This window comes from Vibrio sp. V15_P4S5T153, assembly GCF_963874485.1.
Taxonomy (GTDB): Bacteria; Pseudomonadota; Gammaproteobacteria; order Enterobacterales; family Vibrionaceae; genus Vibrio; species Vibrio anguillarum.
This window is the reverse complement of the sequence record NZ_CAWNHR010000011.1, coordinates 1,668,137-1,680,461: the sequence shown is the minus strand read 5'-3', so window position 1 is coordinate 1,680,461 and position 12,325 is coordinate 1,668,137. Positions and strand designations below refer to the sequence as shown.

Genomic DNA, 12,325 nt, shown 5'->3' with positions numbered 1-12,325 from the left:
GGGGATACTTTGTTGACACAGTTGGTGTGAATGAAGAAATCATCAGGCGTTACGTAAGGCACCAAGACAAGAAAGATCAAGAATATGAGGCGCAGTTAGAGTTGAAGATAAACTAGCAGTGCAGGGATGCCCCCTTATAGGGGGCTATAAACCAAAGCCGCCTTCTAAGAAGGCGGATTTTTACTTTTTGGTGTTAGCAAACACTCATTTTTTTAATCACATCATTTGGTTGTTGCTCTTTAATCTTCCTTTTGTGACCTCACGTGCGATTTACTTCACGAATGTTACGAAAAGGTAGCTTTATCTTGTCAAAAAGTAGGGTTTTATTTATGATTTGCCATCAAATAAATACAACTAGATTCGTATTTTGTTAGCCATGCTCTTGATAAGCGGAATAATAATAATCCACAGGGAGCAAATGGGAGAATGTTTGGATGAGCAATGCGCCTTTAAATAACGGTCGCAGACGTTTCTTAACCGCGACAACAGCCGTTGTCGGAGGGTTAGGAGCCGCTGCTGTCGCCGTTCCTTTTATTAAATCTTGGAACCCAAGTGCCAAAGCCAAAGCGGCTGGAGCCCCCGTTGAAGTTGAAATCGGTAAACTTGAAGAGGGGCAAATGGTTCGTGTTGAGTGGCGAGGAAAACCTGTTTGGGTTGTTCGTCGTTCTCAATCAGTGGTCGATGGGCTAAAAGATATAGAAAACCAACTTCGAGATCCTCAATCGGATGAGCAGCAGCAGCCTAATTATGCGCAAAATGCTTATCGATCGATTAAACCTGAATATTTCGTTGCTGTGGGTATTTGTACTCACCTTGGCTGTTCACCTACTTATTTGCCTGATTCTTTTAGTGAACAAGTTCAAGGGGTTAAATCTGGTTTTTTCTGTCCTTGCCATGGTTCGAAATTTGATATGGCGGGTCGAGTTTTTCAAGGTGTTCCGGCACCACTAAACTTGGTTATCCCTCAATATATGTATCTTAGCGATACTCGTATTGTCATAGGATTAGATGAGACCGGGGAGGCTGCATAATGCAAGTTTTACTTGATTGGGTAGAAAAGCGTTTACCTGCAATGAACGCTTACAAAAAACACCTATCTGAATATCCAATGCCGAAAAACTTTAACTTTTGGTATTTGTTTGGATCGTTAGCCATGTTGGTTCTTGTTAACCAACTGCTCACTGGCGTGTGGCTAACCATGAACTATGTGCCATCAGGTGAAGGGGCTTTTGCATCTGTTGAATACATCATGCGTGATGTTGAGTATGGTTGGTTACTGCGCTATATGCACTCCACTGGCGCTTCAGCTTTCTTTGTGGTGATTTATCTACATATGTTCCGTGGCTTAATTTACGGTTCCTATCAGAAGCCTCGTGAGCTGCTATGGCTATTTGGCATGCTGATCTTCTTAGTGTTGATGGCCGAAGCTTTTATGGGATACTTGCTACCATGGGGACAAATGTCCTATTGGGGAGCGCAAGTTATTATCTCTTTGTTCGGTGCAATCCCCGTTATCGGTGATGATTTAACTCTATGGATACGTGGTGACTACGTTATTTCAGGTGCCACTCTGAACCGTTTCTTTGCACTGCATGTAATTGCTTTACCTATTGTTTTATTGTTGCTAATTGTTCTCCATATATTAGCACTGCATGAAGTCGGTTCTAATAACCCTGACGGTATCGAAACCAAAGTACCAAAAGGGGCGATGGGCGATGATTATAAAACGCAGTTTAAATTTCATGACTACTACACCAAGAAATACGACATCATTGATTCGATTCCATTCCATCCTTACGGGACAGTGAAAGATCTTATTGGTGTAGCTGGTTTCTTAATCCTGTTCTGTTATGTGTTGTTCTTTAACCCAGAGATGGGTGGTTACTTCCTTGAGCCGCCTAACTTTGAAGCGGCAAACCCACTAAAAACACCAGCACACATCGCACCTGTTTGGTATTTCACGCCTTTCTATGCAATTTTACGTGCCGTTCCTGATAAGTTAATTGGTGTGGCTGCGATGGGTGCATCGATTGTGGTGTTGTTCTTATTGCCATGGCTGGATCGTTGTAAGGTTCGTTCTTACCGTTATCGTAGTAAGTTCCACTTAATCAATATTATTCAGTTCACTATCTGCTTTATTGCGTTAGGTGTTTTAGGTGCGTTACCTGCGACAGCCACTTACACAATGCTTGCACGTATATTTAGCGTTGGTTACTTCATGTTCTTTGTTTTGTTGTTCTTCTACAGCAAAAATGAAGCAACGAAACCATTACCAGAGAGGGTGACATTTAAATGAAAAAGTGGATTGTAATTTTGTTTGCAATGCTGCCATCTCTTGCTTTGGCAGCTGGCGCAAATGTACATTTAGATAAAGCAAATAATGATTTAACAGATCAAGCATCACTGCAGCATGGTGCAAAGCTATTCATGAACTACTGTTTTGGTTGCCACTCAACTCAGTACCAGCGTTATGAGCGTGTAGCGAATGATTTGAATATTCCCTCGGATTTGATGAAAGAGAATTTGATTTTTGATCCGAATGCCAAAATTGGTCAACTGATGGAGAATGCGATTCCAGATAAGTCGGCAGCGAAATGGTTTGGTGCACCACCACCAGATTTAACGCTTGTGGCTCGTGTTCGAGGAACAGATTGGTTGTATACTTACCTTCGTTCATTTTATGCCGATCCTAGCCGGCCCTTTGGCGTAAACAACATCGTATTCCCAAGTGTCGGTATGCCTCATGTGCTTGAAGAGCTACAAGGGATCCCACAACCAGTTTATGGTACTCATCTTGTCAATGGCGAGGAAGTCAAGGCTGTTATTGGTGCCGAGTCTGATGGAACGGGTGAGCTGAGCCAAAGTGAGTATGATCAAGCGGTCCGTGACATTGTTAACTTCCTTGAATATTCAGCAGAACCAGTCAAGCTTGAACGTCAAACTTTAGGTTGGTGGGTAATGGCATTCCTTGTGCTATTTACTATCGTGGTTGTTCTATTGAAGAAAGAATATTGGCGTGATGTGCATTAATTGTGCTACCATGCGGCGTTAATTTCTAATTTTTAGAATCTTCAATGGAGGCTTGGCCTCCATTGTTTTTATATCTGTAAGTGTGCTGGAGGGCTCCATGGCTGTAGCTGCCAATAAACGTTCTGTGATGACGCTATTTTCGAGTGCATCTGATATGTATAGTCATCAGGTACGTATTGTTCTAGCGGAAAAAGGTGTCAGTGTTGAAGTAGAATTAGTTGATGAAACCAATCTGCCAGCTGACCTTATTGAGCTAAACCCATATAAGACAGTACCAACGTTAGTTGATCGTGAGCTTGCTCTTTATGACTCAAAGATCATCATGGAATACCTAGATGAGCGTTTCCCTCATCCACCGCTGATGCCTGTTTATCCTGTGGCTCGTGGTAATAGCCGTTTGATGATTTACCGTATTGAGAAAAACTGGTACTCACTGGCTGAGAAAGTCGTGAAGGGTAATGCGGAAGAGTCAGAAGCAGCTCGTAATAAATTACGCAATGATCTGCTTACTCTTGGTCCTGTGTTCGCGGAATACGAATATTTCATGAGTGAAGAGTTTAGCCTCATTGACTGTTATTTAGCTCCATTACTATGGCGCTTACCTATTTTGGGTATTGATCTGATTGGTCCTGGCTCTAAAGAGCTTAAAGTATATATGAATCGTGTTTTTGAGCGTGATTCATTCTTGGCTTCTTTAACAGAAGCTGAACGTGAGATGCGTTTAGTTCGTTAAGGCAGTTTGATGGATATCTCTCAAATGACTCCTCGCCGACCTTATATGCTTAGAGCATTTTATGATTGGCTATTAGAAAATGAATTGACTCCTCATGTTGTTGTGGATGCCACTCTTACGGGTGTACGAGTGCCTATGGAGTTTGTGCAAGATGGACAAATTATCCTTAATCTTGCCCCAAGAGCGATAGGTAACCTTGAGCTTGGCAATGAAGCGATTACGTTCAATGCTCGCTTTGGCGGACGTCCTCATTCGGTCATAGTGCCTTTGTACGCAGTGCAAGCGATCTATGCACGTGAAAACGGTGCAGGTACGATGTTTGAACCTGAAGAGGCCTATATCCCTTATCTAGAAGCGGGCATAACAGAGGAATCTGAACAAGAGCCGATGTTAAGCGTTGCTTCTCAAGAAGATGAGGAATTATTAGAGACTCGAGCACAAGAAACTTCTCGGCCGAAGGGAAAACCAAGCCTAAGAGTCATTAAGTAACTCATTTTCACACATTAAGCAGTCATGATCGAAAAAGCAGCGATATTCGCTGCTTTTTTTCTAAAAAAAAACAAAGGATAACCGAGATTATTCGCTGTATTGAAATGCCTTAATCACCTGTTTTACGCCTGATATGTTTCGGGCAATATCACTGGCTAGATTAGCCTGTTCTGCCGAGACATAGCCAAGTAAAAATACTTCTCTATTTTCTGTGATTACTTTGATTTTGATTGTGTTCAGTTCAGAATTGGCCAACAGCGCTGATTTTACTTTAGTCGTAATCCAACTGTCGTTACTGATTTCGCCAATTGATAAAGGCGCTTTTATTCTGACTTGATTATGAATGGTTTTGACCCCTTTTGTCTCACGTGCTTTATTTTCAAACTCATTGAGTAATTCGGAGTTTTCAGCTTGTCCCATCAACACGACAATCCCTTGATAAGAACTGGCCGTAATGCGAGTTTTTCCGTTAAAGGGGGCTTTATTGGCGATACCTGCTACTTCAAATTCGATGTTATTATCATTCCAAATTTCTTGAGTGGTTCGAGGGTCTGTTACTAGGCTCGCTGTTGTTGCCGCGCCAGCAAGGATAACTCCTGCACAACCTGATACAGCAAAGCTCAACAGTAGAATGAGTGAAAGTTTTAATCTATTCATTGTCTATTCTTCATGAGAAGGGAAAAGGACTTGATCAATCAAGTCACATAAGCAGTGTAGGGTGACCATATGAACTTCATGGATTCGAGCCGTCCGCTGCGAGGGGATGCGGATCTCCACATCATTTTCACCTAGAAGACCAGCCATTTCTCCACCGTCTTTGCCTGTTAGAGCGATAATCGTCATATCGCGAGTCACAGCCGCTTCCATCGCTTTAATGATGTTTTTGCTGTTACCACTGGTTGAAATAGCCAACAAAACATCACCAGGTTGACCAAATGCACGTACCTGTTTCGAGAATATTTCTTGGTAGTGATAGTCGTTAGCAACTGCGGTTAACGTGGTATTGTCTGCGGTTAATGCAATGGCGGGTAAACTCGGGCGTTCAGTTTCAAAACGGTTCAGTAAGCAAGAAGAAAAAAGCTGGGCATTGGCCGAAGAGCCACCATTACCGCAACAGAGAATTTTATGACCGTTAAGTAGCGTTGCCACCATGGCTTGTGCAGCATGCGTGATCGCATGGGGTAGTGCTTCAGCAGCCGCAATTTGAATTTGGATGCTTTCGGTAAAACTGTCTTTAATGCTGTCGAGCATCGTTTATCCTTGAGTTATTGCGTTTTTAATCCACTCAATGTGGTGCACATCTTGGTGGATGGCGATCACATCGAAACGAAAATCGGTGTCATAGGGCGATAGGCCATGTTTCAGTAGCCATAAAGTTGCGGTTTTCATCAACTTTGCCATTTTTGCAGTAGTAACCATTTCTGCGGCATGCCCATGACATTGGTTTTTCCTGTATTTAACCTCTACGAACACTAAGGTGTTTTTATCTCGCATAATGAGGTCGATTTCACCGACTTTGGTATTGAAGTTTTGTTCAATAAAAGCCAAACCACAACCTAATAAATAGTGTTTGGCTGCGGTTTCATACTGTTGACCAATTGCGCGGCGACTAAAGAGCGCCATGCACCGCCCAACTGATCTCTCTCTGTACCACGCATTGCCCATCAATACTTAATGTGCCTGTTTTGCCATCGATACTATACCCCTCGACGACCTTCATTTGTGGCAACTCAATCATTAACTGATAAGCATCCATACCTAATGCTTGTAAGCGTCGCTCGCTATTGGAGTTCTTTGGCCACAATTGGTTCATTTCATTATCCAGCATTGAATTGGGATGAATGAGTAATGGAATATCGCTATAAGTTACACCAGAGAGGTCTTCATACTGTGTGTTACCACTGTTACTACGAGAGTTTGAAAACAGTTTGGGTGGCTTAGTGTCAGGGTTAATTGCGACCTCGATAAAGGGTTTAATTAAAGTCAATTCTGCGCTGTTAGCCACGATATAAACCGAATCGATATCACGACGACTGCGGGGCAGGCTTTGCAAATCAATACCCATCAACGCATCCATTTGCGCGATATTTTGTTGGCTATCTTGCAGACCAAATACTGAGTTAATGTTGCGTTGCAATTGACGCTTATCACCAAATAGGTTCACCGATACTTTATTCTTGCTGTATTTTTGCCATTCTGCGTTAAACGCTTCTACTACACGCTGGCCGTAATTACCTTGAGGAGCGAGTATTAAAGGGTACTGATAGCCTTGGCTAAACAGATACTTAGCGGCTTGTTCAACCTCTTGCTCTGGCGAAAGTGCAAGATAGCAAGTGTTAGGATGATCTTCAATTTGGTCTGGAATATTCAACGCCAGCGTAGGGATAGAAGCTAAGCGTGCTTGTTGAAGCTTATGTAGATTCTCGATGTTCTCTTTGATGAGTGGCCCAACAATGAAATCAATGTTTTTTTCAATCAGTTGCTTATCTATGAGCGCGGCGTCTTCGGCATTGGTATCAATCACAGTCAAGGTAGCATTGAGGTCACGGTTACGGTCATTCATCATCGCCATGATAAAGCCATCACGGATCAGTTGAGCTTGCGTGGCAAACTTTCCTGAAAGAGGAAGTAACAACGCGGTGTTAGTGGGTTTGATGATTTCCAGCGCTAAAATATCTTGTATCGCTTTAGGTGTATAACGAGCCGCTGGGTGATTGCTGTTTTCCGCAAGCCATTTTTCGAGCGTATTCTTCAACTGCGGAATATTGCTATTGAGCGTTTTCATATATACAGCCAGTTGTAGCCAGCCATCGAGCACGTTTTCGTTAGGCTCTGGATTTAATTGGGTAATTTCACGTTCGCTATAGTGATTGAAATTGAGCCAAATTTGATCGGCAATCGCTTCTTGCTCGGCATCATCAACGTAAGTGCTTAATGCAATAAGCTCCCTACTTGAATCAAAAGGGCGGCTGAGCGCGGTAAAAATATCGGCGCGCATTTGATGGTATTGAGCCCATGTTTCAGGGCTTAGCTTCCACCAAGCCTGAAAATTAAGCTGAGAGAGCGCTTGTGAAAACTGTTCCGCATTACTCGACAACTGAGCCTTAGCCATTTGCCATTCAGCTTGTTGCGCTTCAGAGAGCGACTGTTTGGCTAAGCGCATAATCAACAGTTGCGCTTGTTCGCTGTTGTTTTCGTTAATTGCGGCTTTAAGAGCCATGATCAACCAATCATTTTGCAGTGAACCTTGGCTACTATCTGCTTGCATCAAGTAAGTTTGCGCTGACTTGGTGGGATCTTGCGTAATATCGACTGAGGTGGGCGTCGATGGTGAAGACGAACACGCCGCCAAAGCCATTGCTAATGCAACGGGCGTGAATAAGCGTGGTACACTGAGTCTCGGATGGTTCTTCATAGCCATGAGTTCTTTCGTTATTCCGTGTAAAATTGTCTCTATATTAATCGTTGAAGTGATGGTAAACAAATGACAGATAGCAAAACCTTGCCAGCAGAGATCCCAACTCTCTACATTGTTCCTACGCCAATTGGCAATTTGGGTGATATTACCCAGCGAGCCATTGAAGTACTCTCAAGTGTTGATGTTATCGCTGCGGAAGATACACGCCATACTGGCAGACTTCTCGCTCACTTCAATATCCAGACTAAAACCTTTGCCTTGCATGATCACAACGAACAGCAAAAAGCACAAGTGTTAGTCGATAAATTATTATCAGGGCAATCTATTGCGTTGGTTTCTGATGCAGGAACGCCACTGATCAGTGATCCAGGGTACCATCTTGTCAATCAATGTCGTCAAGCTGGTGTGAGAGTTGTGCCACTTCCGGGCGCCTGTGCTGTGATTACTGCGCTCAGTGCATCAGGCTTGCCTTCTGATCGTTTCAGTTTTGAAGGTTTTTTGCCGCCGAAAAGCAAAGGGCGTAAAGATAAATTCCTAGAGATCGCTAAGGCTGAACGCACCTGTATTTTTTATGAGTCACCACACCGAATTAGCGAATCACTGCAAGATATGTTAGCTATCTTAGGGCCAGATCGTAACGTGGTGCTAGCCCGCGAGCTCACCAAAACCTTCGAGACGATTCAAGGTTTGCCGTTAGGCGAACTGATTAATTGGATTAATGAAGATGAGAACCGCAAGCGTGGTGAAATGGTGTTACTGATCCATGGTTACAGAGAAAGCGTGGACGATAGCTTGCCAGACGAAGCGTTGCGCAGTTTAGCGATTTTGACAAAAGAGCTGCCTCTGAAAAAAGCGGCCGCATTGGCGGCTGAAATTTATAACCTTAAGAAAAATGCCCTTTATAAGTGGGGGCTTGAAAACCTATCTGCTTAATTAGCCAGCGGCATCTTGATGTTTTAAATCGATGGATAATTAAACGCTTAAGCGTGAATTAAACACAGAAGTTGTTTGAGCCTAGACAGTACCTATCTTTCTCTATACAATCCGCCCTCGGAGTTGACTGGGTAGTCGCTGCTTCATTGATGTCCTTTAGCCTTGTGCTGGGGAGACTGATGGAGGGGAGGAAAGTCCGGGCTCCATAGAGCAGGGTGCCAGGTAACGCCTGGGGGGCGAAAGCCTACGACAAGTGCAGCAGAGAGAAGACCGCCGATGGCCCAATTTCTTAGGAATGGGCACAGGTAAGGGTGAAAGGGTGCGGTAAGAGCGCACCGTGCGTCTGGCAACAGTTCGTAGCAAGGTAAACTCCACCCGGAGCAAGACCAAATAGGCTTCCACATTGCGTTGCTCGCGTAAGGAAGCGGGTAGGTTGCTTGAGCCAGTGAGTGATTGCTGGCCTAGACGAATGGCTACTGCCGCGCAAGCGGAACAGAACCCGGCTTATACGTCAACTCCACCTATTGCAGACCCATCATAACTCTTGCGGTTATGATGGGTTTTTTGCTTTTTATTGACGAAAATTATTTCGTAAGCACTAAACTTAGCGCAATATCACGTGATGCCAACGTCAAGTGGTAGCGATGCGGCGTTAAATCAGTAAACTGAATACTTGCGCCGTAGCCGATTGCTATATTTCAGCTTTAGCCCGATGAGAAAACGATGACTGAACCTTTTCAACACATTTCTGTACTACTGAATGAATCCATTGATGGCCTTGCTATCAAACCAGACGGTATTTATATCGACGGCACGTTTGGCCGTGGTGGTCATAGTCGTACAATTCTCTCTAAGTTGGGTGACAATGGTCGGCTTTACAGCATAGACCGCGATCCACAAGCGATTGCTGAAGCTGGAAAAATTAACGACCCGCGTTTTACTATCATTCATGGCCCATTCTCTGGCATGGCACAATACGCTGAGCGCTACGATCTGGTTGGGAAAGTAGATGGAATACTACTTGATTTAGGCGTTTCCTCGCCGCAGTTGGACGATGCCGAGCGCGGTTTTAGTTTCATGAAAGATGGCCCGCTTGATATGCGTATGGACCCAACGTCAGGGATCCCTGTCTCGCAGTGGCTTGCGCAAGCCGATTTGGACGACATTACTTGGGTGATTCGTGAATTTGGTGAAGACAAGCACGCGCGCCGTATTGCCAAAGCGATTGTCGCTTACCGTGAAGACGATGAAAAAGAGCCTCTGACGCGTACCAGTCAATTGGCTAAACTGATTTCAGAAGCCGCGCCGAAAAGCTTTAAAGAGAAAAAACACCCGGCTACGCGCTCATTTCAAGCATTTCGTATCTATATCAATAGTGAATTAGAAGAGATCGACACTGCATTAAAAGGCGCAGCTAAGATCTTAGCCCCACAAGGGCGCTTATCGGTGATCAGTTTCCATTCGCTTGAAGATCGCATGGTCAAACGCTTTATTCGTAAAGAGAGTAAAGGCCCAGAGGTTCCACATGGTTTGCCGTTAACAGAAATACAAATTCAGGCATTGGGCTCAGCCAATTTAAAACCAGTTGGGAAAGCGATTATGCCAACTAAAGAAGAGGTGGAACTCAATCCCCGTTCACGCAGCTCAGTATTACGAGTTGCTGAAAAACTGTAGTCCATGTCTAAGTCGCCGCCTAACTTAACCAAACTGATTGCACTTGACCTATTTACGGTGGGTCGAGTGCCGCTTATTTTGTTAATGTTAATTTTTGCCAGTGCGATGGGAGTGGTGTTTATTACCCATCATTCTAGGCAGGCGATTTCAGAAAAAGATCAAACCTTAGTTGAGCGCGAGCGGCTCGATAATGAATGGCGTAACCTCATTCTTGAGGAAACGGCCCTCGCAGAACATAGCCGCGTGCAGAATCTTGCCAAACAAGAGCTGGAAATGAAGCGACCTGATTCTGATAAAGAAGTGGTGATTACGCTCAAATGAAAAAAAACAAAGACAAAGCCCAAGCGGCACCTCGTCAAGAAAAAGCGACATCTCCTATTTTGATCCGTTGGCGATTCTATCTCATCCTCTTTTTTGTATTCGTTGCTTTCGCTTTATTGGTTGGGCGCGTTGCCTTCATCCAAATTATCGAACCGGATAATTTGATCCGCGAAGGGGATATGCGCTCTGTCCGAGCCAAAACCTTGCCATCGGCACGCGGAATCATTTCAGATCGTAATGGTGAACCTCTCGCAGTCAGTGTTCCTGTCGATGCAGTATGGGCTGATCCTGTGGCTATTTTTAAAGCCGGCGGCTTAGTTGAACGTGAACGTTGGTACGCACTGGCTGATGTGTTAGGCATTAAGCGCAGTGAGCTTCTGAAAAAAATTGAAGAGAACCAAACCCGCCGTTTTATCTATTTGCAGCGTCAAGTGAGCCCTGCAATGGCCAATTATATTCGCGAACTTAAATTAGCGGGTGTGGGGCTCAAGGCAGAATCTCGCCGTTACTATCCAGCCGGTGAGGCGAGTGCACACTTAATTGGTGTGACGGGCATCGATGGCCACGGTTTAGAAGGGGTTGAGCGCAGCTATGATAAATGGCTGACGGGGGAAGCTGGCAAACAGGTGATCCGCAAAGATCGGTATGGCCGAGTGGTGGAAAATATCTCGCTTGAAGAGCGTGAAGAGGGCAAGCCACTGGCGTTGACCATTGACCAACGTTTGCAAGCGATCGCCTTTCGTGCGGTCAAGCAAGCTGTGGCGGACTATCGTGCCACTTCGGCATCGGCCATTTTGCTCGACGTGAAAACGGGTGCAGTATTAGCGATGGTTAACGCCCCCTCATACAACCCCAATAACCGTTCCGATTGGCAAAGTTTTAAAATGCGTAACCGCGTGATCACGGACGCCTTTGAACCGGGCTCAACTGTCAAACCTTTTGTAGTATTGGCCGCGCTTGAAAATGGCGTTGCGAATGACAAAACGGTGATTGATACAGGGAATGGCATCATGCAAATCGGCGGCAGTCGAGTGCGTGATACCTCAAAAGTCGGCAAAGCCGATTTAACCTTAATTCTGAAAAAATCGAGTAATATCGGAGTGGCTAAGCTGGCGCTTGAAATGCCTCTCGAAGCCCTATTAGGTATGTATACCTCTGTAGGGCTTGGTGAAATGTCCGGTTTAAACCTCGTCGGTGAGACTTTGGGTATTTTCCCGAATCGCCGCCGTTGGTCACCGTTTGAAATTGCCACCTTGGCATTTGGCTATGGTTTGTCAATTACCCCCATTCAGTTGGCTCATGCTTATGCCACTTTAGGCAATTTAGGTCAGTACCAACCAATCCATATTATTGACAGCAACCAGCAAGATTTATCACGCCAAGTGGTTGATAAAACTAATGCTAAGAAAGTGTTGGAAATGTTAGAAACCGTTACCCAACCCGGTGGCACAGCAACTCAAGCCGCGGTTCCGGGCTATCGTATTGCGGCCAAGTCAGGCACTTCGCGCAAAGCGATTGCCGGCGGTTATGGTGATGAATATTTTGCTTACACGGCAGGAGTGGCTCCAGTGAGTGACCCTCGAGTATCGTTAGTGGTGATGGTGAATGAACCTCAAGGTGACTTATATTATGGCGGTTCCGTTGCCGGCCCTGTCTTTGCCGAAATAATGAAAGGAGCGTTGCAGATCCTCAATGTCGCTCCTGATGAAAATCGATTCCAAAAATAA

13 protein-coding genes, 1 other RNA gene and 1 pseudogene are annotated in these 12,325 nt (G+C 44.7%); 11 read left to right on the top strand and 4 right to left on the bottom strand.

Going from position 1 to position 12,325, the window contains the following annotated elements:
* From AACT42_RS09580 to sspB, 6 genes and pseudogenes are all read left to right on the top strand, one after another.
* Positions 1-116: pseudogene (locus AACT42_RS09580) on the top strand (IS200/IS605 family transposase); the annotation flags it as partial.
* 318 nt (positions 117-434) lie between these two features.
* Positions 435-1,031 (top strand): ubiquinol-cytochrome c reductase iron-sulfur subunit, encoded by a 597-nt coding sequence (gene petA, locus AACT42_RS09575; protein WP_010318038.1) that lies wholly within the window; start codon positions 435-437, stop codon positions 1,029-1,031.
* Positions 1,031-2,296: a cytochrome b gene (locus tag AACT42_RS09570; protein ID WP_013856067.1), complete on the top strand. Its 1,266-nt coding sequence runs from the start codon at positions 1,031-1,033 to the stop codon at positions 2,294-2,296. Before petA ends, AACT42_RS09570 begins: the two co-directional genes overlap by 1 nt.
* Complete coding sequence (locus AACT42_RS09565) at positions 2,293-3,030, top strand: cytochrome c1 (protein ID WP_017046506.1); 738 nt, start codon at positions 2,293-2,295, stop codon at positions 3,028-3,030. The genes AACT42_RS09570 and AACT42_RS09565 overlap by 4 nt, the downstream gene beginning before the upstream one ends.
* A gap of 97 nt (positions 3,031-3,127) precedes the next feature.
* Complete coding sequence (gene sspA, locus AACT42_RS09560) at positions 3,128-3,763, top strand: stringent starvation protein SspA (RefSeq protein ID WP_026027272.1); 636 nt, start codon at positions 3,128-3,130, stop codon at positions 3,761-3,763.
* Between the two features lie 9 nt (positions 3,764-3,772).
* Positions 3,773-4,252 carry a ClpXP protease specificity-enhancing factor gene (gene sspB, locus AACT42_RS09555; RefSeq protein WP_026027949.1) on the top strand — a complete coding sequence of 160 codons (480 nt, stop codon included), beginning with the start codon at positions 3,773-3,775 and terminating at the stop codon, positions 4,250-4,252.
* Positions 4,253-4,339: 87 nt separating this feature from the next.
* Here sspB and AACT42_RS09550 read toward each other — a convergent pair whose 3' ends face one another.
* Genes AACT42_RS09550 through AACT42_RS09535 form a run of 4 tightly spaced genes read right to left on the bottom strand, consistent with a single transcriptional unit; the run spans position 4,340 to position 7,667 of the window.
* Positions 4,340-4,909, bottom strand: coding sequence for a BON domain-containing protein (locus tag AACT42_RS09550; protein ID WP_094132166.1), 570 nt, complete (start codon positions 4,907-4,909; stop codon positions 4,340-4,342).
* Positions 4,910-4,912: 3 nt separating this feature from the next.
* Complete coding sequence (locus tag AACT42_RS09545) at positions 4,913-5,503, bottom strand: phosphoheptose isomerase (protein WP_010318025.1); 591 nt, start codon at positions 5,501-5,503, stop codon at positions 4,913-4,915.
* A 3-nt stretch (positions 5,504-5,506) separates the two neighbouring features.
* Positions 5,507-5,875 carry a YraN family protein gene (locus tag AACT42_RS09540; protein WP_094125317.1) on the bottom strand — a complete coding sequence of 123 codons (369 nt, stop codon included), beginning with the start codon at positions 5,873-5,875 and terminating at the stop codon, positions 5,507-5,509.
* Positions 5,862-7,667: a penicillin-binding protein activator gene (locus AACT42_RS09535; RefSeq protein WP_094132165.1), complete on the bottom strand. Its 1,806-nt coding sequence runs from the start codon at positions 7,665-7,667 to the stop codon at positions 5,862-5,864. Before AACT42_RS09535 ends, AACT42_RS09540 begins: the two co-directional genes overlap by 14 nt.
* Before the next feature lie 69 nt (positions 7,668-7,736).
* Here AACT42_RS09535 and rsmI point away from each other — a divergent pair, with 69 nt between their 5' ends.
* The 5 genes from rsmI to AACT42_RS09510 all read left to right on the top strand — a co-directional run bounded on the left by rsmI (position 7,737) and on the right by AACT42_RS09510 (position 12,325).
* A complete protein-coding gene (gene rsmI, locus AACT42_RS09530) occupies positions 7,737-8,603 on the top strand; it encodes a 16S rRNA (cytidine(1402)-2'-O)-methyltransferase (protein WP_013856074.1) in 867 nt (288 codons plus the stop codon).
* Positions 8,604-8,722: 119 nt separating this feature from the next.
* Positions 8,723-9,126, top strand: an RNA gene (gene rnpB, locus AACT42_RS09525) — RNase P RNA component class A.
* A gap of 200 nt (positions 9,127-9,326) precedes the next feature.
* Entirely contained in the window at positions 9,327-10,277 is a 951-nt protein-coding gene (rsmH, locus tag AACT42_RS09520) for a 16S rRNA (cytosine(1402)-N(4))-methyltransferase RsmH (RefSeq protein WP_094132164.1), read from the top strand.
* A gap of 3 nt (positions 10,278-10,280) precedes the next feature.
* On the top strand, positions 10,281-10,598 hold the full coding sequence (gene ftsL / locus AACT42_RS09515) for a cell division protein FtsL (protein WP_010318013.1): 318 nt from the start codon (positions 10,281-10,283) through the stop codon (positions 10,596-10,598).
* The gene (locus AACT42_RS09510) at positions 10,595-12,325 is read left to right on the top strand and encodes a peptidoglycan glycosyltransferase FtsI (protein ID WP_013856076.1); all 1,731 of its coding nucleotides are present in this window, start codon (positions 10,595-10,597) and stop codon (positions 12,323-12,325) included. The genes ftsL and AACT42_RS09510 overlap by 4 nt, the downstream gene beginning before the upstream one ends.